The sequence below is a fragment of the Skermanella rosea genome, from assembly GCF_016806835.2.
Taxonomy (GTDB): Bacteria; Pseudomonadota; Alphaproteobacteria; order Azospirillales; family Azospirillaceae; genus Skermanella; species Skermanella rosea.
The window spans coordinates 392,470-418,915 of the sequence record NZ_CP086111.1; the positions used below are offsets into that span (position 1 = coordinate 392,470).

The 26,446-nt window shown below is 69.1% G+C and carries 25 protein-coding genes; 13 read left to right on the plus strand and 12 right to left on the minus strand.

Features of this window, described 5'->3' with window-relative positions; translation table 11 throughout:
• Positions 1-8: 8 nt before the first annotated feature.
• From biuH to JL101_RS01860, 4 genes are read right to left on the minus strand one after another with little or no spacing between them, the layout of a single operon-like run.
• A complete protein-coding gene (gene biuH / locus JL101_RS01845) occupies positions 9-686 on the minus strand; it encodes a biuret amidohydrolase (protein WP_203096828.1) in 678 nt (225 codons plus the stop codon).
• Positions 683-1,603 (minus strand): ABC transporter permease, encoded by a 921-nt coding sequence (locus JL101_RS01850; RefSeq protein WP_203096829.1) that lies wholly within the window; start codon positions 1,601-1,603, stop codon positions 683-685. Before JL101_RS01850 ends, biuH begins: the two co-directional genes overlap by 4 nt.
• A gap of 4 nt (positions 1,604-1,607) precedes the next feature.
• Entirely contained in the window at positions 1,608-2,711 is a 1,104-nt protein-coding gene (locus tag JL101_RS01855; RefSeq protein ID WP_203096830.1) for an ABC transporter permease, read from the minus strand.
• 14 nt (positions 2,712-2,725) lie between these two features.
• Entirely contained in the window at positions 2,726-3,856 is a 1,131-nt protein-coding gene (locus tag JL101_RS01860) for a BMP family ABC transporter substrate-binding protein (protein WP_203096831.1), read from the minus strand.
• A gap of 289 nt (positions 3,857-4,145) precedes the next feature.
• Between JL101_RS01860 and atzF the strand changes: the two genes are divergently transcribed.
• Both atzF and JL101_RS01870 read left to right on the plus strand, forming a co-directional pair.
• Positions 4,146-5,939: an allophanate hydrolase gene (atzF, locus tag JL101_RS01865; protein WP_203096832.1), complete on the plus strand. Its 1,794-nt coding sequence runs from the start codon at positions 4,146-4,148 to the stop codon at positions 5,937-5,939.
• 144 nt (positions 5,940-6,083) lie between these two features.
• Complete coding sequence (locus JL101_RS01870; RefSeq protein WP_203096833.1) at positions 6,084-6,338, plus strand: DUF3126 family protein; 255 nt, start codon at positions 6,084-6,086, stop codon at positions 6,336-6,338.
• Here JL101_RS01870 and JL101_RS01875 read toward each other — a convergent pair.
• Entirely contained in the window at positions 6,335-7,042 is a 708-nt protein-coding gene (locus JL101_RS01875) for a GntR family transcriptional regulator (RefSeq protein ID WP_203096834.1), read from the minus strand. The genes JL101_RS01870 and JL101_RS01875 overlap by 4 nt on opposite strands.
• A 138-nt stretch (positions 7,043-7,180) precedes the next feature.
• On the opposite strand from JL101_RS01875, the gene JL101_RS01880 reads away from it, so the two are divergent.
• Genes JL101_RS01880 through hpxZ form a run of 3 tightly spaced genes read left to right on the plus strand, consistent with a single transcriptional unit; the run spans position 7,181 to position 9,146 of the window.
• Positions 7,181-7,384, plus strand: a complete 204-nt coding sequence (locus tag JL101_RS01880; protein WP_203096835.1) for a DUF4089 domain-containing protein — start codon at positions 7,181-7,183, stop codon at positions 7,382-7,384.
• The gene (locus JL101_RS01885) at positions 7,381-8,763 is read left to right on the plus strand and encodes an AtzE family amidohydrolase (protein WP_203096836.1); all 1,383 of its coding nucleotides are present in this window, start codon (positions 7,381-7,383) and stop codon (positions 8,761-8,763) included. Before JL101_RS01880 ends, JL101_RS01885 begins: the two co-directional genes overlap by 4 nt.
• A 5-nt stretch (positions 8,764-8,768) precedes the next feature.
• On the plus strand, positions 8,769-9,146 hold the full coding sequence (gene hpxZ / locus JL101_RS01890) for an oxalurate catabolism protein HpxZ (protein ID WP_203096837.1): 378 nt from the start codon (positions 8,769-8,771) through the stop codon (positions 9,144-9,146).
• Positions 9,147-9,161: 15 nt separating this feature from the next.
• Here the strand turns inward: hpxZ and JL101_RS01895 are convergent, their stop codons facing one another.
• On the minus strand, positions 9,162-9,353 hold the full coding sequence (locus tag JL101_RS01895) for a DUF3553 domain-containing protein (protein WP_203096838.1): 192 nt from the start codon (positions 9,351-9,353) through the stop codon (positions 9,162-9,164).
• 117 nt (positions 9,354-9,470) lie between these two features.
• On the opposite strand from JL101_RS01895, the gene JL101_RS01900 reads away from it, so the two are divergent.
• The 6 genes from JL101_RS01900 (at position 9,471) to JL101_RS01925 (ending at position 16,083) form a co-directional block, all read left to right on the plus strand.
• Positions 9,471-10,097 carry a histidine phosphotransferase family protein gene (locus tag JL101_RS01900; RefSeq protein WP_203096839.1) on the plus strand — a complete coding sequence of 209 codons (627 nt, stop codon included), beginning with the start codon at positions 9,471-9,473 and terminating at the stop codon, positions 10,095-10,097.
• 286 nt (positions 10,098-10,383) lie between these two features.
• Positions 10,384-13,122 carry a hybrid sensor histidine kinase/response regulator gene (locus tag JL101_RS01905; protein ID WP_203096840.1) on the plus strand — a complete coding sequence of 913 codons (2,739 nt, stop codon included), beginning with the start codon at positions 10,384-10,386 and terminating at the stop codon, positions 13,120-13,122.
• Positions 13,119-13,610, plus strand: coding sequence for a chemotaxis protein CheW (locus JL101_RS01910; protein ID WP_158047185.1), 492 nt, complete (start codon positions 13,119-13,121; stop codon positions 13,608-13,610). Before JL101_RS01905 ends, JL101_RS01910 begins: the two co-directional genes overlap by 4 nt.
• Positions 13,611-13,692: 82 nt before the next feature.
• Positions 13,693-14,058, plus strand: coding sequence for a response regulator (locus tag JL101_RS01915; protein ID WP_158047184.1), 366 nt, complete (start codon positions 13,693-13,695; stop codon positions 14,056-14,058).
• A 13-nt stretch (positions 14,059-14,071) separates the two neighbouring features.
• Entirely contained in the window at positions 14,072-15,238 is a 1,167-nt protein-coding gene (locus tag JL101_RS01920) for a protein-glutamate methylesterase/protein-glutamine glutaminase (RefSeq protein ID WP_228435246.1), read from the plus strand.
• Positions 15,235-16,083, plus strand: coding sequence for a CheR family methyltransferase (locus JL101_RS01925; protein ID WP_203096841.1), 849 nt, complete (start codon positions 15,235-15,237; stop codon positions 16,081-16,083). The genes JL101_RS01920 and JL101_RS01925 overlap by 4 nt, the downstream gene beginning before the upstream one ends.
• Positions 16,084-16,202: 119 nt before the next feature.
• Here JL101_RS01925 and ctrA read toward each other — a convergent pair whose 3' ends face one another.
• On the minus strand, positions 16,203-16,916 hold the full coding sequence (gene ctrA / locus JL101_RS01930) for a response regulator transcription factor CtrA (protein WP_201074362.1): 714 nt from the start codon (positions 16,914-16,916) through the stop codon (positions 16,203-16,205).
• A gap of 198 nt (positions 16,917-17,114) precedes the next feature.
• On the opposite strand from ctrA, the gene fliI reads away from it, so the two are divergent.
• Positions 17,115-18,446 (plus strand): flagellar protein export ATPase FliI, encoded by a 1,332-nt coding sequence (gene fliI, locus JL101_RS01935; RefSeq protein ID WP_203096842.1) that lies wholly within the window; start codon positions 17,115-17,117, stop codon positions 18,444-18,446.
• On the plus strand, positions 18,443-18,859 hold the full coding sequence (locus JL101_RS01940) for a flagellar FliJ family protein (RefSeq protein ID WP_203096843.1): 417 nt from the start codon (positions 18,443-18,445) through the stop codon (positions 18,857-18,859). The genes fliI and JL101_RS01940 overlap by 4 nt, the downstream gene beginning before the upstream one ends.
• Here the strand turns inward: JL101_RS01940 and JL101_RS01945 are convergent.
• The 5 genes from JL101_RS01945 to JL101_RS01965 all read right to left on the minus strand — a co-directional run bounded on the left by JL101_RS01945 (position 18,856) and on the right by JL101_RS01965 (position 26,412).
• Positions 18,856-20,922: a hypothetical protein gene (locus JL101_RS01945; protein WP_203096844.1), complete on the minus strand. Its 2,067-nt coding sequence runs from the start codon at positions 20,920-20,922 to the stop codon at positions 18,856-18,858. The genes JL101_RS01940 and JL101_RS01945 overlap by 4 nt on opposite strands.
• Positions 20,919-21,710, minus strand: coding sequence for a MinD/ParA family protein (locus tag JL101_RS01950; RefSeq protein WP_203096845.1), 792 nt, complete (start codon positions 21,708-21,710; stop codon positions 20,919-20,921). Before JL101_RS01950 ends, JL101_RS01945 begins: the two co-directional genes overlap by 4 nt.
• Complete coding sequence (locus JL101_RS01955) at positions 21,707-22,711, minus strand: flagellar biosynthesis protein FlhF (protein ID WP_211111120.1); 1,005 nt, start codon at positions 22,709-22,711, stop codon at positions 21,707-21,709. The genes JL101_RS01950 and JL101_RS01955 overlap by 4 nt, the downstream gene beginning before the upstream one ends.
• A gap of 91 nt (positions 22,712-22,802) precedes the next feature.
• On the minus strand, positions 22,803-24,914 hold the full coding sequence (gene flhA, locus JL101_RS01960; RefSeq protein WP_203096847.1) for a flagellar biosynthesis protein FlhA: 2,112 nt from the start codon (positions 24,912-24,914) through the stop codon (positions 22,803-22,805).
• Positions 24,915-24,936: 22 nt separating this feature from the next.
• Positions 24,937-26,412, minus strand: a complete 1,476-nt coding sequence (locus JL101_RS01965) for a sigma-54-dependent transcriptional regulator (RefSeq protein ID WP_203096848.1) — start codon at positions 26,410-26,412, stop codon at positions 24,937-24,939.
• Positions 26,413-26,446 lie beyond the last annotated feature (34 nt).

Sequence of the window (26,446 nt, forward strand, 5' to 3'; positions counted from 1 at the left end):
CCCATACCTCATGATAAGACCCCCAGCAGATCGTCGGAGCGGGCGACCGCGCCGAACACGCCGCCCTGCATCTTGACCATGCGGATCGCCGCCTCGTGGTTGCCCCGGTCGGTGGCGCCGCAGCAGTCCTCCAGCAGCAGGCATTCGTAGCCGCGGTCGTTGGCCTCGCGCATCGTGGTGTGGACGCAGACATCCGTCGTGATGCCGGTCAGCACGATGTTGCGGATGCCGCGCTGGCGCAGCATCAGGTCCAGGTCGGTGGCGCAGAAGCTGCCCTTGCCCGGCTTGTCGATGATGGGCTCGCCAGGTTCGGGGGCAAGCTCCGGGATGATCTCCCAGCCGGGCTCGCCGCGCACCAGGATGCGCCCGCACGGCCCCGGATCGCCGATCCCGGCGCCGATCCGCCGGGAGCGCCAGCGCTTGTTTTCCGGAAGGTCGGCGAGGTCGGGCCGGTGCCCCTCGCGGGTATGGAATACCGTGAATCCGCCCCGGCGCATCGCCGCCAGCACCCGGCCGATCGGCCCGATCGGGGCGCGGGTCAGCGACAGGTCGTAGCCCATGGCATCCACATAGCCGCCCTTGCCGCAGAAGTCGGTCTGCATGTCGATCACGATCAGCGCCGTGTTGGCCGGCCGCAGGTCGCCGTCGTAGGGCCAGGGATAGGGATCGGAGTCGATGTGCGTCATTTGGTGATACTCAGTTCGCCCGGGGCGCCGGCCAGGGTTCGGGTCGGCGAGCAGGTCGCGATCATGATGGCCAGGGTCAGCAGGTAGGGGGCCGCGTTGAACAGGTAGTATCCCTGCGTCACCCCGACCGACTGGAGGGCCGGGCCGAGCGCGCCGGCGCCGCCGAACAGCAGGGCCGCGCCCAAGCAGCGGATCGGGTGCCAGCGGGCGAAGATCACCAGCGCCACGGCCATCAGCCCCTGGCCGCTGGACAGGCCCTCGTTCCAGCTTCCGGGATAGTAGAGCGACAGGAACGACCCGCCGATCCCGGCGAGGAAGCCGCCGGCCATGGTCGCGGCCAGCCGGACCAGATCGACCGGGTAGCCCATGGCCCGGGCGGCGTCGGCGCTGTCGCCGACCGTCCTGACGATCAGGCCCCAGCGGGTGTTGGTCAGCACCCACAGCAGGAAGGGCGCCAGCACCAGACCCAGGATGAAAAGCACGTTGATCTGGAGGGCCGAGCGGACCTGCGGCAGGTCGCTCCACCAGCCCAGGTCGATCGCCGGCAGGATCGGCGCCTGCGGCTGGATGAAGGGCTTGCCCAGGAAGAACGCCAAACCCGTGCCCAGCAGCATCAGCGCGATGCCGACCGCGATGTCGTTGACCCGCGGCAGGCTGCATATGGCGGCGTGCAGCAGGCCGAACAGGGCGCCGGCCAGACCCGCCACCAGCACGCCCGCCCAGGGTGAGCCGGTCATGTACGAGACGGCGTAGGCGCTCATGGCGCCCATCACCAGCGTGCCCTCCAGCCCCAGGTTGATGCGCCCGCTCTTCTCCGTCAGCAACTCGCCCAGGCTGACGAACAGGAAGGGGGTGCTGACCCGGATCGCGCCAGCCAACACCGCCAGGGCCACGCCCCACCAGCCGAGATCCTCCATGGCGTCACCCCCTCGGCTGGAAGATGCGGAACCGGCCGTAGAGCGTGTCGCTGGCCAGGATCATGACGAAGGCGATGCCCTGGAGCACCAGGATGGTGGCGTCGGGCAGGTCCAGCCGGCGCTGGAGCAGCCCGCCGCTGGCGGCGATGCCGCCGAACATCAGGGCGACCGGGATCACCGCCAGCGGGTTCTGCCGGGCGATGAAGGCGATCAGGATTCCGGTGTAGCCGTAGCCGGCGACCAGCGAGGCGTTGGCGCTGCCATGGACCGCCGCGACCTCGACCATGCCGGCGAGCCCTGCCGCGGCGCCCGCCAGGAAGCAGGTGACCAGGGTCAGCTTGGCGACCGACAGCCCGGCCATGCGGGCGGCCCGGACATTGCCGCCGACCATCCGGGCGCCGAAGCCGAAGGTCGTCCTCTGCATCAGCACATAGGCCGCGACGCAGGCGATCAGGCCGAACGCCAGCCCCCAATGGACGTCCAGCCCCGGGATCGCGCCGATCATGTTGGCATCCCCCAGCGGCGGGGTGGACGGCTTGTTGAGGCTGGCCGGGTCGCGCAAGGGTCCTTCGACCATGTGGTTCATCAGGGCGATCGCGATATAGGCCAGCAGCAGGCTGGAGATCGTCTCGTTGACTCCGCGGAACTGGCGGAGCGCCCCGGCCAGCGCGATCCAGGCGCCGCCCGCCGCCATGCCGGCCAGCGCCATGACGCCCAGCAGCAGCCAGGGCGGCGCTCCTACCATCGCCATCCCGGCGGCGGCCGAGCAGAGTCCGCCGATCACCAGCGCCCCCTCGCCGCCGATGATGACGAGGCCCAGGCGCGCCGGCAGCGCCACGCACAGGGCCGTCAGAAGCAGCGGTGCCGTGCGCTGTAGCGTGTTCTGCCAGGAGAACCAGGTGCCGAAGGCGCCCCGGTACATCAGTTCGAAGGTCTCGAACGGATCGGCCCCGGCCAGCGCCACGAATATCCCGAAGACGACCGCCGTGGCGAGCAGGGCGCCGACCGGGATCAGGACCGCTTCGGCGGCGCTGCGGATCGCATCGAGGGGGAGGCTGCCGAAAGGCGGCGCGGCGGCACCCGGCAGCCGGGCGGTCTGGTTGACCATCGTCCCGGCCCTCCTCAGGAGGTCGAGCCGACGACGCCCTCGGCCAGCCAGTCCATCCCTTCGAGCCAAAGGTCGGTCTGGCCGTATGTCTTGCCGGCGGGGATGACCTCCGCCCCGGTGTTGCTGCGGATCGGGCCGGCGAAGATCGGGAAGTCGCCGGCCATCATCTTCGCCTTGATCGCCTCGCCGGCCGCCCTGGACTCGGGGCTGACCGCCGGTCCGTAGGCGGAGGTCTTGATGAAGCCTTCCTTCAGGCCGCCGCGGACGAACTGCCCCGGCTTCTCGCCCGCCTGGGCCTTGGTCACGAAATCCTTGTACACGGTGATCCAGTTCCACTCCGCCCCGGTCAGGTAGCCCTTGGGGGCCAGCGGCGCCTGGTTGGCATGGTAGCCGCAGGTATAGGCGCCGCGCCGCTCGGCGGTCTCGACCACGACCTTGGGGCTGTCCACGTGGCAGGTCACCACGTCCACGCCGGCGTTCACCAGGCCGTTGGTCGCCTCCGCCTCCTTGACCGGCATGGACCAGTCGCCGGTGAAGATCACCTGGGTGGTGATGGTCGGATCGACCGAGCGGGCGCCGAGGGTGAAGGCGTTGATGTTGCGCAGGACCTGCGGGATCGGCTTGGCCGCGACGAAGCCCAGCTTCTTCGACTTGGTCGCGTGGCCGGCGGCGACGCCGTTGAGATATTGGCCCTCGTCGATATAGCCGAAATAGCTGCCGGTATTGGCGGGATGGGTGCCGGCCTTGAACATGCCGCCGCAGTGGCGGAACTCCACCTCGGGATATTTCTGCGCCACCTTCAGCATGTGCGGGTCGAAATAGCCGAAGGAGGTCGGGAAGACCAGTTCGGCGCCGTCCAGGTTGATCATGCTCTCCATGGTCTTCTGGACGTCGAGGGTCTCGGCGACCTTCTCCTCCTCGACGATCTTGATGCCGCTCAGGGAGCGGAGCGCCGCGGCGGCTTCGGCATGGGCCTGGTTGTACCCGAAGTCGTCGCGCGGGCCGACATAGATGAAGCCGACCATCAGCTTCTTGGCGGCGAGGGCCCGTGAGAACGGCGAGAAGCCCGAGAGCGCGGTTCCCGCAGCGGCACCCGCGAGGGCGCCCAGAGCCGTGCGACGTGAAATGCCCTGATTCACCGTCATCAGAACCCTCCATCCAGGAATTTTCATTCGTTTGATGGCCGGTATCCTGCAAGCTTCATACCAGGGGTCATAGGCCGCTTGGCGGCGGAGTTCCGGCGTTGATTTGGGCCAAAGGCTGCATAAGCCTTGGGCGTACCGGGTCATCGCAGCGCAAAATTTAAGCATATTCTCGGATGGCCATTTGCCAGACGGAATAGAGTATTGATTTCGCAGGAAGAAATTTCTGGCTCACTGTATGCATGATCGCATACGGAATGGATTGATGGGGATGGCGATGAGCGGGGAAGACATGATCGGAAGCCTGGACCTGGCGACCCTCGGCGACGGGTATGCCGGCGGCACCCTGTCGGTCGGCGCCGTCGTGGAGGCCGTCCTGGGGCGGATCGAGGCGGCCGGCGACGATCATGTCTGGATATCCCGCTGCGACCCGGCCGACCTGCGACGGCGCGCCCGGGAGCTGGACGGGCTGGGCCGTGCCGACGCCTCCCGCCTGCCGCTCTTCGGCGTCCCCTTCGCGGTGAAGGACAACATCGACGTGGCGGGGATGCCGACGACGGCGGCCTGCCCCGATTTCTCCTATCTGCCGAAGGCGACGGCGCCCGTGGTGAGCCGGCTGCTGGAGGCGGGGGCCGTGCTGGTCGGCAAGACCAACCTGGACCAGTTCGCGACCGGCCTGGTCGGCGTCCGCTCGCCCTACGGCATCCCGCGCAACCCGTTCGATCCCCGCTATATCCCGGGCGGGTCCAGCTCCGGCTCGGCGGTGGCGGTCTCGTCCGGGCTGGTCGGCTTCGCGCTGGGAACCGACACGGCGGGGTCGGGCAGGGTGCCGGCGGCCTTCAACAACATCGTGGGATTGAAGCCGACGCGCGGCGCCCTCGGCACGTCTGGCGTCGTGCCGGCCTGCCGGTCGCTCGACTGCGTGTCCATCTTCGCCCTGACCTCGGCCGACGCCGCGGCCGTGTTCGAGGTCGCCCGCGGGTTCGATCCCGGCGATCCCTATTCGCGCACCGTGCAGGACGCGGCGCTTCCCGACCGTTTCCGCTTCGGGGTGCCGCGCGCCGAGGACCTGCGTTTCTTCGGCGACGAGGCGGCGGCGCAGCTCTTCGCCACTGCCGCCGACCGCCTGTCGGGCCTGGGCGGGCAGGCGGTCACGATCGACTTCACCCCGTTCCGGGAGACCGCGGACCTTCTCTACAGCGGCCCCTGGGTCGCCGAGCGGATGGCCGCGATCGAAACATTCCTGCGCGACCGGCCGGAGAGCGTGCATCCCGTCACCCGGCGCATCATCCAGTCCGCGGATCGGTACAGCGCGGTCGATGCCTTCCGCGCCATGTACCGCCTGGAGGAGCTGCGCAGGGCGGCCGGCCGGGCCTGGCGGGAGATCGATGTGCTGCTGGTGCCGACGGCCGGAACCATCTACACGGTCGACCAGCTGGAGGCCGACCCGGTGGCGCTCAACACCAACCTGGGCGCTTACACCAACTTCACCAACCTGCTGGACCTCTCCGCCATCGCGCTGCCGAACGGCTTCGGCCCCCTGGGCCTGCCGCTCGGCGTCACGCTGATCGCACCCGCCGGACGCGATCGGGCGCTGGCGGCGCTGGGCAGCCGCTGGCAGCGCGCCGCCGGGCTGACCCTGGGCGCCACCGGCGCTCCCCTGCCGGACCGGCCGGCCGAGGCTCCGGTACCGGACGGGACGCTGGTGGCGGTGGTCGGCGGCCATATGGAGGGCATGCCGCTGAACGGCGAGTTGGTGGCGCTGGGCGCCCGCAAGGTCGCGTCGGTACGGACCGAGCCGCTCTACCGCCTGTTCGCCCTGACCGGCATGACCCCGGCCCGGCCCGGCCTGCTGCGCGTCGGGCCGGAGGAGGGGCAGGCGATCGACGGGGAGCTTTGGGCGGTGCCGGACGCCGGGTTCGCCCGCTTCATGTCCGGGATCGGGGGACCGCTCGGCATCGGCACGGTGCTGATCGACGGGATCGGGCCGGTGAAAGGATTCCTGTGCGAGGCCTGGGCCACCCGGGAGGCAGAGGACATCACCCGCTACGGCGGCTGGCGGGCCTACGTGGCGGCGCGCGCCTGAACGCCGACAAAACCAGTCGTCGTCACATTCCGGACTTGCGCAACGGCTTCCGGTGCCGCAACACGGAGCCTCGGCCCGATGTTGTCAATCGAACCGCGGCACCAGGATCGGGGAATGACGCCGCAACAGCCTGTCGAGAGTGTGATGACGCCCAACGAAATCGCCAGGGTCCAGGATTATCTCCGCCGGACTTTCGGGAACGACCGGATCACCATCGTCCCTCCGCCCAAGCGCGGAGCGCCGATCGAAATGCTGATCGGCGACGAGTTCATCGGTGTGGTGCACAGGGACGAGGACGAGGGCGAGGTGTCCTACGACCTGCACATCACCATCCTGTCCGAGGACCTGCCCCCGGCCAGCGCCGTCCCCGCCGGCGGCAAGGGCAAGCCGGCCCGCTAGGGCGCCCGGCGCCGGGTGGCCGCGATCATCCTGGCCGCCCGGCCCTCCTCGGCGAGATAATCCTCGAACGCGTGTTCCACCGTCGCCAGATGGGCGCGCATCGCCCGGAAGGCCGCGTCCCCGTCGCCCCGCACGATCGCCGTGACGATCTGGTCGTGCTCGGCGAAGGATCGGGCCATGCGGCCCAGGTTGCGGAACTGGGCGCGCGAGAACGGCGACAGCCGCCGGCGCAGCGCCACGGTGGTCTCGGCCAGGAAGCCGTTATGGCTGCCCTGGTAGATCATGTCGTGGAAACGGATGTTGGCCAGGTGATACTCGTCCGGATCGCCGCGCCGGACCAGGTCGCCGACCTCCCGGTGGACCGACTCGAGGGCGCGCCGCTCGGCACCGGTCATCTTCTCCGCCGCCAGCCTGCTGCACGCGGCCTCCAGCTCCGCCAGCCCCTCGAACAGTTCCGACAGGCCGCCGTTGGTGATCGGCGTGACGACGGCGCCCTTGTGGGCGCGCAGGACGATCAGGCCGGTGGCGGAAAGCTGCTTCAGCGCTTCCCGGACCGGCGTGCGGGACACGCCGAAGCGGTCGGCCAGCTCCTGCTCGTCCAGGCGGACGCCGGGAAAGATCCGCCCGGACATGATGTCGTCGGCGATCGCCTCGCGGATCTCGTCCGCCCGCGTCCGCCTCAGTTCGATTCTCTGCTCACTCACGCCCGGTCACCCGATCCCCGTTCGGCCAGCACAACATTTATGCAGGACCGTCCGCTTCGACCAACGATTCCGTAGCCTTTGCCATTGGCATGCCGGTTGCGTCGAAAACGGCCATGACCTTAGCAAAGGGGAAGGACCATGCCCGATAATACTTTCGATGCCGAGGGCCATGTGGATCGCATGGCGGCGGCGCTGGGACTGACGATCGATCCGGACCACCGTCCCGGCGTCGTCGCGAACATGGCCCGCACCGCCGAGATAGCCCGGCTGGTCACGGAGTTCCCGCTGCCCGACACGGTCGAGCTGGCGCCCGCCTTCCGGCCGGGGGAGGAGTCCCGATGATCGACCATGCCAGCGGCGCGCTGGAGATCGCCTCGGCGGTGAAGGCCGGAACGGTCAGCGCGGTCGAGGTCGCGCGCGCCGCCCTGTTCCGGATCGGGGCGCTGGACGCCCATCTCGGCGCCTTCACCGCGGTCACCGCGGAACGCGCCCTCGACGAGGCCGCCGCCGTCGATGCCCGGGTCCGCTCGGGCGGCGATCCCGGCCCGCTCGCCGGGGTCCCGTTCGCGGTCAAGAACCTGTTCGACGTCAAGGGGCTGCCGACCCTGGCGGGTTCCAGGATCAATGCCGGCCATCCGCCGGCCGGGGCGGACGCCGAGCTGGTCCGGCGCCTCAACGACGCCGGGGCCGTGCTGGTCGGCGCCCTCAACATGGGCGAGTACGCCTACGACTTCACGGGGGAGAACAGCCATTACGGCCCGTCGCGCAACCCGCACGACCCGGCGCGCATGTCCGGCGGCTCGTCGGGCGGGTCGGGAACGGCGGTCGCCGCCGGGTTCGTGCCGCTGGCGCTGGGGTCCGATACCAACGGGTCGATCCGAGTGCCGTCCTCGTTCTGCGGGCTGTTCGGGCTGAAGCCGACCTTCGGCCGGCTGAGTCGCGAGGGGACCTTCCCGTTCTGCTCCAGCCTCGACCATCTGGGACCGCTGGGACGCTCGGCGGCCGACCTCGCCGCGGCCTACGACGCGATGCAGGAACCGGGGGCCGGCACCCCCGTGTCGCCGGTCCTGGGACAGGGAGCGGAGGGGCTGCGGATCGCCGTCGCCGGGGACTATTTCGCGCGCGGCGGCGATCCGGCGGCGTTCGAGGCGGTGGCGACGGTTGCCGAGGCGCTGGGGGCCCGGGACACGGTCGTGGTGCCCGAGGCGGCGCGGGCGCGGGCCGCGGCCTATGTCATCACCACCGCCGAGGGCGGCAGCCTGCACCTGGACCGGCTGCGGACCCGGGCGGCGGACTTCGATCCGGCAACCCGCGACCGGCTGATGGCCGGCGCCATGGTGCCGGTCCCGTGGTATCTCCAGGCGCAGCGCTTCCGGCGCTGGTACCATGACCGGGTGATGGAGCTGTTCTCGCGCGTCGACGTGATCCTGGCCCCCGCCACGCCCTGCACGGCGCCGCCGATCGGGCAGCAGACCATGGTGCTGGACGGGGTGGAGATGCTGGTGCGGCCGAACATCGGCATCTTCACCCAGCCGCTGTCGCTGATCGGCCTGCCCGTCGTGGCGGTTCCGGTGCGGCGGCCCGGCGGCCTGCCGGTCGGGGTCCAGGTGGTGGCGGCGCCGGGACGGGAGGATCTGGCGCTCCGGGTCGCGGCGGACCTGGAAGCCAAGGGGGTCTGCAAGGCGCCGGTGGCGCGCGGCGAAACGAGCTGGGAAAGGTGACGGACATGGAGATCAACGACCCCGGGACCCTGGCGGAGGTCACCGCCGCGTTCGAGCGGTACGAGACGGCGCTGGTGACCAACGACGTCGCCGTGCTGGACGAGCTGTTCTGGGACAGCCCCCACACGCTGCGCTACGGCGCCGGGGAGAATCTGTACGGCTACGGCGCCATATCGGCGTTCCGCGCCGCCCGCCCGTCGGCCGGGCTGGCGCGCGAGCTGTTCAACACGGTGATCACGACCTACGGGCGCGATTTCGCGACGGCCAGCACCGAGTTCCGCCGCGAGGGCAACCCGCGCACCGGGCGCCAGAGCCAGACCTGGATGCGCACGCCGGACGGGTGGCGGGTGGTCGCCGCCCATGTCAGCCTGATCGGCGGCTAGGGGCGCGGGATCAGGTCATCGCAGGTCGCCGTCGTCGGGATCCACGACCTCCAGCGAGACGACGGCGGCGTTGATCAGCACCTTGCCGGCATGCTCGAAATTGACCGTGACCCGGTGGCCGATGGCCGACTGGATCTGGCCCAGCCCCCAGTCGGGCTGGGCGGGGTGGCGCACCAGCGCGCCGGGAACCATCGTCGGATCGCTCATGTCCGGTCCTGATGCGCTTCGGGGATCAAAAAGGATTTCTTCCAGCCGTAACCATTCCGTACCATGTTACTCTCAACGGGCGACATCAGGAATCGCTCCAGCCACCGATGGGATGAGATGAGGACCAACCTGGATATCCGCGTGGTCGAGCTGCTGTGCTCCCGCCTGTGCCATGAGCTCGTGAGCCCCGTCGGCGCCATCAACAACGGCGTCGAACTGATCGAGGAGATGGGCTCCGACATGGCCGACGAAGCCATCGGGCTGATCGCGCACAGCGCCGACCAGGCCTCCCGCCGGCTTCAGCTTCTGCGGCTCGCCTATGGCGCCGCGGGCGAGACGTCCGGAATGGCGGATGTGGTCCAGGCGGCCGAGGGCTATTTCGCCGGGACCAAGCACAAGCTGGAGTGGCAGCCGGGGCGCCTGGGACAGGGAGCGCCAATGCCCCAGGGGACCGGCAAGGTGCTGCTCAACCTCGTCATCCTGGGCGAGGAGGCGCTGCCCCATGGCGGCCGGATCACCGTCGAGCCGGGACCGGGCGGCGACCCCGTCGTCATCGCCGCCGGCCGCTCCGCCGGGCTGCGGCCGGAGACGCTGCAGGCGCTGTCCGGCAGTGCCGACATCGACTCCCTGACACCGCGTACGGTCCACGCGTACGCGACCGGGCGCTTCGCGGAACATTACGGGATGCGCGCTTCCGGCGAGCCGGACGGACCCGAGCGTTTCGCCCTCAGATTGAATATCTGACGGATCTGCTCAGGTTCAGGAACCCTGCCGCGCCGGGTTCCCCGGGGGGTTTCCCCTTTTTCTAGAAAACGCTTCTATCGCTACCCGCCGAGGGCAGTAGCAATAGCTTGCTTTGTCTATATCTCTTGAATTAGAACTTTTTCGTAAACTCGAAAGTAAGGTACTCTTAATCAGTGTTTGGCAGGCTTGAATGGTCCCGGAGTGAACGCCTGCCGGCGTGGCGTCGTGCATTCTTGGGCCCGAATGGCAAAGCGGCAAGCCCAAAAACGGCGTGGGAAATATCGTCATGGATGATCTGCTCAGCGAATTTCTGACCGAGACGTCCGAGAACCTCTCGGTTCTCGACGTCGAGCTGGTCCGGCTCGAGCAAAACCCGAACAACCCCGAACTGCTCAGCAACATTTTCCGGCTGGTCCATACGATCAAGGGGACCTGCGGCTTCCTCGGCCTTCCCCGCCTGGAGCACGTCGCCCACGCTTCGGAGAACGTTCTCGGCAAGTTCCGCGACGGCGAGCTGTCGGTATCGCCCCAGGCGGTCTCGGCGATCCTCGAATCGCTCGACACCATCAAGCTCATCCTGTCGGTCCTGGAAGCGACCGAGGCCGAGCCGCCGGGTGACGACAGCGACCTGATCGCGCGCCTCAACGCGATCGCCGAAGGCCGCGACGTCCCTGCGGCGGCCGCGGCTCCCGCCCCGCCGCCGCCCGTTCCGGAACCCTTCGCCGCGATCCCCGCCGCCCCCGAGCCTCCGCCGATGCCGGCGGCGGCATCCGCGCCCGCTCCCGCCGTGCCGGCGCCCCAGGTTCCCGCCGCCCCGGCCCGCGCGCCGGAGCCGGAAGTGCCGGTCGCCGCCGCGAAGGAGCTGGTGGTCCACGAGTCCGCCCCGGTTGCGGCCCCGGCCCCCGCCGCCCATGCGCCGACCGGCGCCGGCTTCACCGCCGACGAGACGCGCGACGCCGGCAGCAAGGAATCGGCGGTCGCCGCCCAGACCATCAGGGTCAACGTCGACCTGCTGGAAAACCTGATGACCATGGTCTCGGAACTGGTGCTGACCCGCAACCAGCTCCTCCAGATCCTGCGCAGCCAGAAGGACAGCGAGTTCGCGGCCCCGCTCCAGCGGCTCAACCACGTGACGTCGGAGCTGCAGGAAGGCGTCATGAAGACGCGCATGCAGCCGATCGGCAACGCCTGGGCCAAGCTGCCCCGCCTGGTGCGCGACCTGGCCCATGAACTGGGCAAGAAGATCGACCTGCAGATGCTGGGCGCCGACACCGAGCTGGACCGGCAGGTGCTGGAGCTGATCAAGGATCCGCTGACCCACATGGTGCGCAACTCCGCCGACCACGGGCTGGAGACGCCGGTAGAGCGGCTGCGCGCCGGCAAGAGCGAGACCGGCCGCGTCACGCTGAACGCCTACCACGAGGGCGGCCACATCATCATCGAGATCACGGACGACGGCCGTGGCCTCAACATCGACCGGATCAAGCAGAAGGCGATCCAGAACGGCCTGGCGACCGAGGCCGAGCTGGCCGCCATGTCGGACAGCCAGATCCAGGCCTTCATCATGAAGCCGGGCTTCTCGACCGCCCAGAAGGTCACCAGCGTCTCCGGCCGCGGCGTCGGCATGGACGTGGTCAAGACCAACATCGAGAAGATCGGCGGCACGATCGAGATGAAGTCGACCTACGGCCGCGGGTCCTCCTTCATCATCAAGATCCCGCTGACCCTGGCGATCGTCTCGGCCCTGATCGTCGAGTGCGCGACCGAGCGGTTCGCGATCCCGCAGATCAGCGTGGTCGAGCTGGTCCGCGCCGCCGCCGACAGCGAGCACACGATCGAGCGGATCAACGGCACGCCGGTGCTGCGCCTGCGCAACCGCCTGCTGCCGCTGGTGTCCCTGCAGCGCCTGCTGCGCCTGGACGGCCCGGCCCATGACGACACCGAGACCTTCATCGTCGTGACCCAGGTCGGCACCTACACCTTCGGCATCATCGTCGACCGGGTGTTCGACACCGAGGAAATCGTCGTCAAGCCGGTCGCCCCGATCCTGCGCCACATCGAGATGTTCTCGGGCAACACGATCCTGGGCGACGGCAGCGTGATCATGATCCTGGACCCCAACGGCATCGCCGCGGCCTCCTCGGGCGAGATGGCGGTCGGCGACGCCGCCGCGACCGACACCGCTGTTGCCCACGCCACCCGCCAGGACGACAAGATCGCCCTGCTGCTGTTCCGCGCCGGCGGCGTCAGCCCCAAGGCGGTCCCGCTCTCGCTGGTCGCCCGCCTGGAGGACGTCGACCTCAGCGCGGTCGAGCTCAGCAACGGCATGCCGGTGGTCCAGTACCGCGGCAAGCTGATGCCGCTGGTGCCGATCGACAGCGGCTGGGAAATGAAGCGCGAAGGCCGCCAGCCGGTGCTGGTGTTCGCCGACGGCGACCGCTCCATGGGCCTGATCGTGGACGAGATCGTCGATATCGTCGAGGATCGCCTGCAGGTCGAGCTGGCCGCCGACCGGCCGGGCATGATGGGCAGCGCGATCATCGCGGGCAAGGCGACCGACCTGATCGACGCCGGCTTCTTCCTGACCCAGGCCTACAAGGACTGGTTCGGCTCCTCGGCGCGGGACGCCTACGAGGAGGAGAAGGCCCACAAGGTGCTCCTGGTCGACGACAGCCCGTTCTTCCGCAACCTGCTGACCCCGCTGCTGACGGTGGCGGGCTATCAGGTGACCACGGTGGAGAGCGCCGACGAGGCCCTGAACCTGTGCGAGGCGGGCGAGAACTTCGACGTGATCGTCAGCGACATCGAGATGCCCGGCATGAGCGGGTTCGAGTTTGCCCAGATGATCCGCAAGGACACCCGCTGGAACACGACCCCCCTGGTGGCGCTCAGCAGCCACGCGTCGCCGCGCGACCTGGACCGCGGCCGTCAGGCCGGCTTCACCGACTATGTGGCGAAGTTCGACCGTGACGCCCTGCTGTTCACCCTGTCGCAGACCCTCTCCGAGACCAAAGGTGCCGCATGAGTGCCAACCTGCCGGCCAAGAAGACCAAGTACGACGACTTCTCGGTCAATGCGAACGAAGACTTCGTGACCATGATGATCGCGGACCAGCTGTTCGGGATCCCCGTGCTCCAGGTCCAGGACGTTCTCGGTCACCAGCGCATCACCCGCATCCCGTTGGCACCGCCCGAAGTGGCCGGCTCGCTGAACCTGCGGGGACGGATCGTCACCGCGATCGACGTCCGACTGCGCCTCGGCCTGCCGGCCCGGCCCAAGGAAAAGCCGGGTATGAGCATCGTCGTCGACCTGCGCGGCGAGCTGTACAGCCTGATGGTGGACGGCGTCGGCGAGGTGCTGAGCCTGTCGTCCGACGACTTCGAACGCAACCCGTCGACGCTCGATGTCCGCTGGCGCGAACTGTCCACCGGCATCTATCGACTGAACGGGACGCTGCTGGTGGTGCTGGACGTGTCCCGGCTGCTGAACTTCGCCAATCTGGAGGCGGTGTAGGCGGCAGGGACCGGGCGGATCGCCGATCCGCCCGGTCCCGCCCCACGCCCCGGAAACAAGCGCCCTAGCCGAGGTCTCCCTAATGAAATCCTGTCTTGTCGTCGATGACAGCCGCGTTGTCCGCAAGGTGGCCCGGAAGATCCTGGAGGAACTGCATTTCACCTGCTCGGAGGCCGAGGACGGGCGCCAGGCGATGGAAGCCTGCGCCAGGGAGATGCCGAACGCGATCCTGCTGGACTGGAACATGCCGGTCATGACCGGCATCGAGTTCCTGCGGCGGCTGCGCAAGATGTCGGGCGGCGACGCCCCGAAGGTGGTGTTCTGCACGACCGAGAACGACCTGGCCCACATCCAGGAGGCGCTGAGCGCCGGTGCCAACGAGTACATCATGAAGCCCTTCGACAGCGACATCATCCAGACCAAGTTCGCCCAGGTCGGCCTGATCTGAGGCCCGGAGGAGCATGAGCGATATTCCGGGCAAACCCGCTGGTGCCGCAGCGGTCGCGGACGACCCCCACCGGGTGATGGTGGTCGACGACAGCGCCGTGATCCGCGGCCTGCTGTCCCGCGCATTGGAGGGCGACCCCGAGCTGCGGGTCGTGGCTTCGGTCGGCGACGGCCAGATGGCGATCAACGCCCTGACCCGCCAGAGCATCGACGTGATCGTCCTCGACATCGAGATGCCCGTGATGGACGGGCTGACCGCGATCCCCAAGCTGGTCGCGATCGATCCGGCGGTGAAGATCATCATGGCCTCCACGCTGACCCTGCGGGGAGCGGAGGTCAGCATGAAGGCGCTCCAGTCCGGGGCGGCCGACTACGTCACCAAGCCGTCCTCGACCCGCGAACTGGGGGCGGCGGACAGCTTCAAGCGGGAACTGGTCAGCAAGGTCAAGGCGCTGGCCGCCTCGGCCCGGCGCGCCGGGTCGCGCAACCGGCCGAGCCTGCGCAACGAGCGGGTGGCGGCTCCGCTGGCGCCGCTGCCGCGTCCGCGCTCGATGGACCCCGCCGCCGTGGTGCTCCGCCCGATGCCGGCGGTCGTCACGCCGCCGGACATCATCGCGATCGGCAGCTCGACCGGCGGGCCGCAGGCCCTGTTCGAGGTGCTGTCCCACCTGAAGGGCGGCATCCGCCAGCCGATCCTGATCACGCAGCACATGCCGGCCACCTTCACCACGATCCTGGCCGAGCACATCACCCGCCAGTGCGGCATCGCGTGCGCGGAGGCCAAGGACGGCGAACCGCTGGTCGGCGGCCGCATATACCTGGCGCCGGGCGATTTCCACATGACCCTGGCGACCCGGGGGGGCGGGACGGTGCTGTCGGTCAACAAGGACCCGCCGGAGAACTTCTGCCGCCCGGCGGTGGACCCGATGATGCGCACCATCGCCAAGATCTACGGGCGCCGCGCCTTCGCCATCATCCTGACCGGAATGGGCCAGGACGGCATGCGCGGCTGCGCCGAGCTGGTGGCGGCCGGAGGCATCGTGATCGCCCAGGACGAGCCGTCCAGCGTGGTCTGGGGCATGCCGGGCGCAGTATCCACGGCAGGCCTGTGCAGCGCCGTCCTGCCACTCCGTGAAATCGGACCCTACATCCGCAAGATTGTTTTGAGGACCGCAGCATGAAGGTCGAAGACTTCGACATGTTCAGCACCCTGCTGAAGCAGCGCTCGGGCCTCGTCCTGTCCCGCGACAAGGCCTACCTGCTCGAGTCGCGGCTTATGCCGGTCGCGCGCAAGTGGAACATGAAGGGCCTCGACGAGCTGGCCGTAGCCATCCGCACCCGGCGCGAGGAAGCGCTGCTGCGCGACATCACGGAGGCGATGACGACCAACGAGTCGTCCTTCTACCGGGACCAGAAGCCGTTCGACCAGTTCCGCAACGTGGTCTTGCCGATGATGCTGGCCAGCCGCGGGGCACGCCGCTCGATCCGGATCTGGTCGGCCGCCTGCTCCAGCGGGCAGGAGGCCTACTCGCTGGCCATGCTGCTGCTGGATGAGGGGGCCAGGCTCGACGGGTGGCGCTTCGAGATCGTCGGCACCGACCTCTCGTCGGAGATGGTCGAGAAGGCCAAGGCCGGCATCTACACCCAGTTCGAGGTCCAGCGCGGCCTGCCGATCACCCATCTGGTCAAGTACTTCAAGCAAATCGGCGACAAGTGGCAGCTCAACGACAAGATCCGGCAGATGGTCTCCTTCCGGGAGTACAACCTGCTGACCGACCTGACCCCGCTCGGCCAGTTCGATGTCGTGTTCTGCCGCAACGTGCTGATCTATTTCGACCAGCCGACCAAGGGCAAGGTGCTGGACAGCATCGCCAAGCTGATGCCGGCCGACGGCGTGCTCTATCTGGGCGGCGCCGAGACGGTCCTGGGCATCACCGATCGGTTCAAGCCGATGGACAACCAGCGCGGCCTCTACGTGATGAACCAGCCCGCCGGCGCCCCGGCCGCGCGGGCCGTGGCGGGGTGACGCGGACCGGACCACGCGAAAACGGCGATGGAATCAGATTCCCGGCCGGTATCTGATTCCATCGCCGTTCGTCTGCGGCCAGGATCCCATGATTCGAAACGCCGGTGCGGCGGGGTTCGTCACCCCGCCGCCTGGGCCTTCTGGGAAACCGCCTCTTCCTGGGGATCGCGCAGCACGTAGCCGCGGCCCCACACCGTCTCGATATAGTTGTCGCCGTTGGTCGACTGGGCGAGCTTCTTGCGCAGCTTGCAGACGAAGACGTCGATGATCTTCAGCTCCGGCTCGTCCATGCCGCCGTAGAGATGGTTCAGGAACATCTCCTTGGTCAGCGTGGTCCCCTTGCGCAGGCTCAGCAGTTCCAGGATGCCGTATTCCTTGCCGGTCAGGTGCAGCGGCTGGCCGTCCACCTCGACGGTGCGGGTATCCAGGTTGACCGTCAGGCGGCCGGTCCGGATCACGCTGTCGGAATGGCCCTTGCTGCGGCGGACGATGGCCTGGATGCGGGCGATCAGCTCGCGCTTGTCGAAGGGCTTGGTCAGGTAGTCGTCGGCGCCGACGCCCAATCCCTTGATCTTGTGGTCCAGCTCCGACAGGCCGGACAGGATCAGGATCGGCGTGGTCACCCGGGCGGACCGCAGACGGCGCAGGACCTCGTAGCCGTCGATGTCCGGCAGCATCAGGTCCAGGATGATGATATCGTAGTCATACAGCTTTCCGATCTCCAGCCCATCCTCACCGAGATCGGTGGAATCGACGATGAAGCCCTCGGAATGCAGCATCAATTCAATACTCTTGGCGACCGAGGAGTCGTCTTCGACCAGCAGAACCCTCATGGCGACATCCCGACGTTGATGGGCAGGAACACAACCCTGCCGAACCAGATGATACACATGTTAACAGACGATTCAGCTTAATGCTACCGTTAGCAAAGTTTACAGAAAGTTAATCATTCCTGCATATCTTCGCTTTCGCTGCATTTGCCGACGAATCATCCGCCAACACGGTTAATACACGTATAGATATCTCACATCGTGCGCCTCCAGCAAAGCCACTTTATTAACGAAATTGAACGCATACCAGAGTATCGCTACTTTGGGCGCGTCACGGCCGTGCTGGGCTTACTTGTGGAAGTGGGCGGCGTGGAGCGGCTTCTGTCGATCGGCGGCCGCTGCACGATCGTGGCGCGCGCCGGACGGCGGGTTCCCTGCGAGGTGGTCGGGTTCCGGCAGGGACGGGCCCTCCTGATGCCGCTGGGCGGCCTGGACGGCGTCGGCCTCGGCTGCAAGGCGGAAGTCACCGAAGGCGGGCCGGAAGTGTTCCCCGACGAGAGCTGGCTGGGCCGCGTGGTCAACGCGCTGGGCGAGCCGATCGACGGCAAGGGTCCGCTGCTCAACGGCAAGGTCGGCATCCCGATCCGCAACAACCCGCCCCCCGCCCATTCCCGCCGCCGCGTCGGCGAGAAGATCGACCTCGGCGTCCGCGCCATGAACACCTTCCTGTCCTGCTGCCGCGGCCAGCGCATGGGCATCTTCGCCGGCTCCGGCGTCGGCAAGTCGGTGCTGATGTCGATGCTGGCGCGCTACATGTCGGTCGACGTCAACGTGATCGGCCTGATCGGCGAGCGCGGCCGCGAGGTGCAGGAATTCATCACCGAGGACCTCGGCGAGGACGGCATGGCGCGCAGCGTCGTCGTCGTCGCGACCTCGGACGAGGCGCCGCTGATGCGGCGGCAATCGGCCTACATGACCATGTCGATCGCGGAGTATTTCCGCGACCGGGGCAAGAACGTGATGTGCATGATGGACAGCGTCACGCGGTTCGCCATGGCGCAGCGCGAGATCGGGCTGTCCGCCGGCGAGCCGCCGACCACCAAGGGTTATCCGCCGACCACCTTCGCCGAGCTGCCGCGCCTGCTGGAGCGGGCCGGCCCCGGCGTGGGGGAGGGCAACATCACCGGCCTGTTCACCGTGCTGGTGGACGGCGACGACCATAACGAGCCGATCGCCGACGCCGTGCGCGGCATCCTGGACGGCCATATCGTGATGGAGCGGGCAATCGGCGAGCGCGGCCGCTATCCCGCGATCAACATCCTGCGCAGCGTCTCGCGCACCATGCCCGGCTGCAATACCGACCGGGAGAACGCGCTGGTCGGCCGGGCCCGGCGGCTGCTGTCGGCCTACAACGACATGGCGGAGATGATCCGGCTCGGCGCCTATCGCCGGGGCAGCGACCCGCTGGTGGACGAGGCGATCGAGTACAATCCGGCCATCGAGACCTTCCTGAAACAGGGCAAGCGCGAGCGCACCGACATGGCGACGGGGTACGCGCAGCTTGCCGAGATCCTGGGTGAACCCTGGCCATGAGCAGCGGCCTGCACACACTGATCCGCCTTCACAAGTGGCGCCTCGACGAGAAGCGCCGGGCCCTGGCCGAACTCCAGGCCCTGGCCGACAAGCTGGCCGACGACGCCGGGCGGCTGGAAGCCGAGATCGCGGCGGAGCAGGAGATCGCCCGCACCTCGCCGGAGGCGGGGTTCGGCTATGGCAACTTCGCCAAGCTGTCGATCGAGCGGCGCAAGCGCCTGGCGCAGTCCATCGCCCAGGTCCAGGCGCAGATCGCCGAAGCGACCGAGGAGATGGCGGAAGCCTTCCAGGAGCTGAAGCGCTACGAACTGGCGCAGGAGGGCCGCGACAAGCGCGACCAAGCCAAGCGCAAGCAGCGCGAGGACGCCGCCCTGGACGAGGTCGCGCTGAGCGGCTACATGCGCCGGCGCTAGGCGCTGAAGCCGACGCTTCCGGCGCGGCCGGGCTGGACCTCGACCCATCCCTGGGTGCCCGCCTGGAATGACACGCCCCCCGTCATCCCGAGCGCTTCCACCGAGTCGTGGAAGATCCGGCCGATCTCCCGGCGCATCTCCGGCGGCAGGGGCAGGTGGGTGCGAAGGATCAGGTCGAAGCGCCGGGGGCGCACCAGCCCGTCCAATTGCAGCTCGCCCAGCCGGCTGAGCGTCAGGTCGATCAGGAACCGGTTGGCCCGGGCGGAGTTCCCGGCCGCGTTCTCGCCGTCCTCGTCCACCTCCTCGGCATCCGGGGGCCTGACATAGAGGTTGATCCGGCTGAGCTCCGTGCCGTCGGAGAACGGGATCGAATAGGCGCGCCAGTCTCCGGGGAGGGGCTCCGACGCCTGCTGCGCGAGCTGCTTGAAGTCCTCCCCGAGCTTCTCGACCAGTTCGCGGCGCCCGAGCGATTCCAGGGCCTGGGCGGCCGGCTCGCCCAGCCAGCTCCGGGCATCGCCCTTCTTCACGTGGCCCGCGAAGGCCAGCAGCGTCGCGGCAAGCCGCGGGTTGACCTGGGGCAGGATCGCGTTGGCGAGGGCGCGGGCGCCCGCGGGATCGGTCCTGGCAAGGACGTCGAGCGCGTCCTGGAGCGCCGGCCAGTCCCGCCCCCGCAGGGCGTCGAACGGCTGGTCGGCGGCGGGCGGAGGGGCGGGCAGACTGACGGCGACCTGCGTCCCCGGCGGCAGCGGGACGCGCGTGTTCAGCACCAGGACGCCGAGGTCGGTGGTCAGGATCGGTTGCCCCGTATTGGTCGTGCCCGCCACGGTCGCCGGCAGGGTCGCGGCACCGCCCTGCGGAGGTGGCGGCTGGACCGGAGCCGGCGTGGCGGCCGTCGAGGCCGGTTGGGGCTGCGGCGGCAGCGCGATGACCCGGATCTCCACCGGCGTGCCGGATTTCAGGAGGGGCATCGGCAGGGGCTGCGCCGGCTGGCGGATCCCTTCCGGAGTCTGCGGCGGGGCCTGCGGGAAGGCCGGGGATGTCGCCGGCCCCGCCGGCGGCGAACCCGACGGAGCCGGCGGGGGCATGGTCAGGGCAGGCCGGGGGGAAGCCTGAGGCGCCGGACCCTGTTGGGCGGGTCTTTCGAGGGCGGGCGCCTGCTGGGCCGGACCCGGTGCCGGTCCGGCGGATGGCGGATTCGGCGGATTGGATAACGTTTGCGCCGCGGCTTGCCCCGCCCTAGCGGGTGCCTGCGGCGCACCCGGCATGGCCGGGGCGGGAGTGCCCTGCACCGGGGCGGAGGTGCCCTGGGCCGGCGCAGTCGTCGGGGCAGGGGATGCCGGGACAGAGGGCGCCGGGGCAGGGGACATCGGAACAGTCTGCGTCGGGACGACCTGCGTCGGGAGAGGGGGCGGGGCCGCCGTCCGTGCCGGCGGGGGAGGAGCGGCGGGCTTGGCCGGCGCCGCTGCCGGTACGGGAGGCGGAAGCGGAGGAGGGCTGGAGGAGACGACCGTCGCCGGGATCACCGTTCCCACCCCGACCTGCGGTGCGGGCGCCGGCGCCGGGGCGGCGGCAGTCGCCATGGGGTGCTGGTTGACGGCCGCCGCGGCGGGCGGCGGGGGTGCCTTCGTCGCCTGGGGAGGTGCTGCGGGCGGTGCCGGCGCGGCATTCTGCGGGGGAACCTGCTGCGGCACTTGGGCCGGCGGCGGGGGCGGCGCCTGGGCGGCCGGCGGACCGAGCATGAAGACCAGCGCCTTCAGGGGCGGGTTGCCCGGCGGGATCTGGAGCGAGACCGGGCGGTCCGGCGGCAGCGGGGCGGGGGTCTTCAGGCTCACGTCGCCCGCCTGGGTTCGCACCTTGACGCCGCCGTCGGCCGTCTGTTCGACCACCGTCCCGGACAGCACGATGGTCCGTATCAGGTTCTTCAGTTTTTCCGGGAGCTTCTCCAGCGTCGCCTCGCCGGCCGGCTGGGGCGGCGGAGCCGCCACGGACGCCGCCGCTCCGGCTCCGGTGCCGGCCGCGCCCGCAGGGGCCGCGGCGACCGCGGGCGGCACCGTTCCGGTCATGGCCCGGCGAACAGCTTCGCCGCCAGGTTGCGCACGTCGGAGGCCGCGTCGGAGCTGGGCGAGCGCATCAGCAGCGGCACCTGGTTGCGGATCGCGTCCCGGACCTTCTGGTCGCGGCGGATGATGCCGGCCAGCGGCGGCGAGAACTTCAGGAAGTTCTGGCAGGCCTTCAGGATCGTCACATAGGTCCGCTCGCCCTCGCGCATGCTGCTCGCCATGTTGACGACCACCCGCAGGTCGGCGTTCGGGTTGGCGGCGTGGGTGACCTTGATGAAGGCATAGGCGTCGGTCAGCGAGGTCGGCTCGTCGGTCGTCACCACCAGGGTGATCCCGGCGGGGCCGGACAGCTGGCGGACGGTGCGGTCCACGCCGGCGCCCAGGTCGATCACCACGGCGTCGTAGTTCCTCGCCACCTCCAGCAGGTCGGCGCGCAGCTCGTTCAGCCGCTGGACCGTCAGGTTGGCCAGGTTGCCGGAACCGGACCGCCCCGCGATGATGTCGAACCCGCCGTCCTCGAACCGCTCGGCCGCGGTCTGGAGCGACATGCGGCGCTCGACCACCGATCCCAGGTCGCGCTTGGGCATCAGCCCGAGCTGGATATCCACGTTCGCCAGCCCCAGGTCGCCGTCGAACAGCAGGGCGCGCCGGCCCAGCTTGGTCAGCGCGTGGGTCAAGGTGATGGAGAACCAGGTCTTGCCGACGCCGCCCTTTCCGCTCGCCACGGCGACGACGTTGTGGCCACGCAGCGGGGTGATGTTGGCGGGGAAAACCGAGGATGCTTCGGTCATGAGAAAGTTCCCGTTTGCTTGGCGGATCGTGTCGTGTGCTGCACGCTGGAGGGGAGCAAGAGGCGTGCCAGAGACTCGGCATCGAGCGCGCTCAGCCCCTCGGCGACCTGCGGGGTGGCGCTGATGTCGGAAAAGCTCAGGCGCGCCTCGTACGCGATGGCGAGCAGGCTGCCCAGCCGCCGGGTCATGTCGAGCCGGGTGAGCAGCAGGCGGCGCGCCCCCAGCTCGCGGAAGGCAGATCCTACCTCGGCAGCTTCTGCCGCGTCGCACCCGGCCGGCAGCACCAGCACGGGTTCCAGGTCGGCGGCGTTCAGCAGGTCGCCAAGGTCGTTCATGTCGTCCGGGTCGAACGGGTTCCGGCCGGCGCTGTCGATCAGCACCTGCTCGACCCCGCGCTGGACGCCGAGCGCGTCGGCCAGGGAGTCGGTGTCCTCGACCGCCAGCAGCTTCAGCTTCAGCAGCTTGGTGAAGGCGGCGAGCTGGTCGACGCCGCCGGCCCGCACCGTGTCGGTGGTGATGACCCCGACCTTGCGGCCGCCCAGGGTGGCACGGGCGGCGAGCTTGGCGACGGTCAGCGTCTTGCCGGCTCCCGGCGGCCCGATCAGCATGAAGGGGCGGGGCGCGCGGCCGTGGGGCAGCGGCTGGAAGGTGAAGATGCTGTCCAGGGCGCCGCTCAGCGCTTCCACCGGATCGCCGGTGTCGTAGGTCGCGATGGTGTTGAGCAGGCGGTCGCAGATGCCGGCGGGGGTTCCGTGGCGGGTCAGCGTGTCGGAGATCAGGTCGACGATGTCGATTTCCGGCTCGCGCCGCCAGGACCGGCCGCCCTGGCCATAGGCGGGGGGCTCCGGTTCCGGCTCGTGGCTGGAGGGCGGCGGCAGCAGCGGCTGTTCCGCATCGTCGATCGCGGCGGTCAGGCGGACGCCGCCCTCCTCCTCGCGCGTCGCGACGATGATGGCATCGTCGCCCAACGCGTCGCGGACGAGCCGCATCGCTTCAACCATGGTCGGAGCATGAAAGCTCTTCAGCCGCACCTACGTCACCTTTCAATCCCGGCTGGTTCGTGCCGGCCTTGGCTTTCCTTCATTCCCGCCATCAGATCTGCCCAAGGGTCCGGATCTTGGCCTTGGGGTGGATCTCGTTCTGCGACATGACCGTGGTCGCCGGCCGGAACCGTTCGATGATCGACCGCACATAGGGCCGGACGCCGGGGCTGGTGAGCAGCACCGGCGTCTCGCCCATCATGGCGTGACGTTCGAAAGTCTGCCGCACATTGGTGATGAATTGCTGAAGGCGCGACGGCGCCATTGAAAGTTGCCGATCGTCGCCGTCGCCGACGATCGATTCGGCGAAGGCCTGCTCCCATTCCGGCGACAGGGTGATCAGCGGGATGAAGCCGGCCTCGTTGCTGTTCGACTCCGATATCTGGCGGGCCAGCCGGGTCCGGACGTGCTCGGTGATGGCGGTGATGTTGCGGGTGAAGCCGCACGCCTCCGAGACGCCTTCCAGGATCGTGGCGAGGTCGCGGATCGACACCCGCTCGCCCAGCAGGTTCTGGAGCACGCGCTGCAGCCCGCCCATGGTGATCTGCGCCGGGATGACGTCCGCCACCAGCTTCTGGCTCTCGCGCCCGATCTCGTCCAGCAGCTTCTGCGTCTCGGCATAGGACAGCAGGTCGGGCATGTTGTCCTTGATCACCTCGGTCAGGTGCGTGGTGATGACCGTGCAGGCGTCGACCACGGTCAGGCCCTTGAACAGGGCCTCCTCGCGGTAGTTCTGCTCGATCCACATCGCGGGCAGGCCGAAGGTCGGCTCGACCGTCGGCTCGCCGGGCAGCGAGATCGCCTCGCCGCGCGGGTCCATCACCAGCAGCATGTTCGGCCGGATGTCGCCGCGCCCCGACTCGATCTCCTTGATCCGCACCACATAGGTGTTCGGCGGCAATTGCAGATTGTCCTGGATCCGGACGGACGGCAGCACGAACCCGACCTCCGCCGCGAGCTGGCGGCGCAGGCCCTTGATCTGGTCGGTCAGGCGGAAACCCTCGTTCGCCGTGTTGATCAGCGTCAGCAGGGCGTAGCCCAGCTCCAGCCGGACCGAGTCGATGGACAGCGCGGTCGAGATCGGCTCGTCGGCGACCGGGGCCGGGGCGACCTGCTCCATGGCCTCCTCGGCCAGTTCCTTGGACTTCTTCTCCCGCATCCTCGGCAGGTACCAGGCCGCGGCGCCGGTGGCACCGGCCAGCGCCATGAAGGGAATGAAGGGCATGCCCGGCAGCATGCCGAGCATGAACAGCATGGCGGAGGACAGCCCGAGCGCCGTGGGATAGCTGCTGAGCTGGCCGAACAGCGCCTTGTCGGCCGATCCCGAGACGCCCGCCTTGGACACCAGAAGGCCGGCCGCGACCGAGATGATCAATGCCGGGATCTGCGACACCAGGCCGTCGCCGATGGTCAGCCGGGTATAGGTGTCGGCGGCCTCCAGGAACGGCATGTCGTTCTGGGCGATGCCGATGATCATGCCGGCGACCACGTTGATGAAGGTGATCATCAGGCCGGCGGTGGCGTCGCCGCGCACGAACTTGGACGCGCCGTCCATCGAGCCGAAGAACGCGCTCTCGTCCTCCAACTCCTTGCGGCGCTTGCGGGCCTCCGGCTCGTCGATCATGCCGGCGGACAGGTCCGCGTCGATCGCCATCTGCTTGCCGGGCATCGCGTCCAGGGTGAAGCGGGCCGCCACCTCGGCGATGCGGCCCGAACCCTTGGTGATGACGACGAAGTTGACGATGGTCAGGATCGCGAAGACGATCACGCCGATCACGAAGTTGCCGCCCATGACGAAGCCGGCGAAGGCCTCGATCACGGCGCCGGCGGCGTCCGGCCCCTCGTGGCCGTGGGTCAGGATCAGGCGGGTCGAGGCGAGGTTCAGCGCCAGGCGGAGCAGCGTCGTGATCAGCAGGATGGTCGGGAACGAGCTGATCTCCAGCGGCTTCTGGATGAACAGCACGGTCATCAGGATCAGCACCGACATCGTCATGGACAGGGCCAGAAAGATGTCGAGCAGGAACGACGGCATCGGCAGGATCATGACCACCAGGATCAGGACCAGGCCGACCGCGAGCGCGATGTCGCCGCGCAGGATCATGGACTTGGCGGTCTGGAACAGGTCGCCCGCGTTGAAGCCGCCGCCGGTGGTCTGGTCCGTCATGGCGTCGCCCTATGCCGATGCCTCACAGGCTCGCCCTTTCCATGTCGCCCGGCGGCGGGACGGCGACGCCCTCCTCGCTGTACTGCTTCAGCTTGTTGCGCAGCGTGCGGATCGAGATGCCGAGGATCGTCGCCGCATGGGTCCGGTTGCCCAGGCAGTGGTGAAGCGTGTCGATGATCAGGTCGCGCTCGACGTCGGCGACGGTCCGGCCGACCAGCCCGGTCAGGCTGCCGGGGAGCGTGGACGCGGCCGGCGGCGGGCTGGCCGGGGGCGGCGCCATGATCCGGCCGCCGCCATAGGCGGCATAGCCGGCCGCCGCGCGGGCCGCCGCCAGGGCGGCCGGCGGCGCCTCGGGGGCCGGGGCCTGGGACGGAACGGGGGGCGCGGCCGGGGCGGGAGCGGGATCCGTCAGCAGGATCGCGTCGGTGTCGATGTCCTTGCCGCGGGACAGCAGCACCGCCCGGTGCATGGTGTTCTCCAACTCGCGCACGTTGCCGCGCCAATGGTGCGACTTCAGCACGTCGAGCGCCGCGGGGGTCGGCTGCTTCTCCGGCATGCCGTTCTGCTCCGCGTATTTCTTCGCGAAATGGGCCGCCAGGGCGACGATGTCGGCCGGGCGGTCGCGCAGCGGCGGCAGGCGCAGGTTGACCACGTTCAGGCGGAAGTAAAGGTCCTCCCGGAAGCGGCCGGCGCGGGCCTCCTCCTCCAGGCGGCGGTTCGATGTCGCCAGCACCCGGATGTCCACCTTGACGGGATGGCTGCCGCCGACCCGGTCGATCTCCCGTTCCTGGATCGCGCGCAGCAGCTTGGCCTGCAGGCGGATGTCCATCTCGCTGATCTCGTCGAGCAGCAGGGTGCCCCCGTTGGCCTCCTCGAACTTGCCGACGCGGCGCGCGAGCGCCCCGGTGAAGGCTCCCTTCTCGTGGCCGAACAGCTCGCTTTCCAGCAGGTTCTCGGGGATCGCGGCGCAGTTGACCGCGACGAAGACCTTGTCGGCCCGCCGGCTCTTGCGGTGGATGTAGCGGGCCATCAGCTCCTTGCCGGTGCCGTTCTCGCCGGTGATCAGGACCGAGGCGTCGCTGGGCGCGATCTGGTCGGCCATGCGCAGCACCGATCCCATGGCGGGATCGCGGCTGACGATCGCGTGGCTTTCCTGGACCACCGCCTCCAGCACGGCGGCGATCAGCTCCGCGTCGGGCGGCAGCGGGATGTATTCCTGGGCGCCGGCCCGGATGGCCCGCACCGCCGCCTGGGCGTCGGTGCCGATGCCGCAGGCGATGACCGGAACCGTGATGCGTTCCAGCTTCAGCGCGTCGATCAGGCGCGCTATGTCGAACTTGACGTCTATCATCACCAGATCGGCGCCCTGGCCGCCGCGCAACGCGTTCATGGCCTTGTCGATGCCGTCCGTGTAGGCGACCTTGGCGCCCCGCTCGTGGGCGATCCTGCCCGCCGCGGTGATGTAGCCTTCCAGCGTGCCGACGATCAGCAGTCGCATGACCCGTATCCCCCAGAAACCGTTCCGGCCGAAG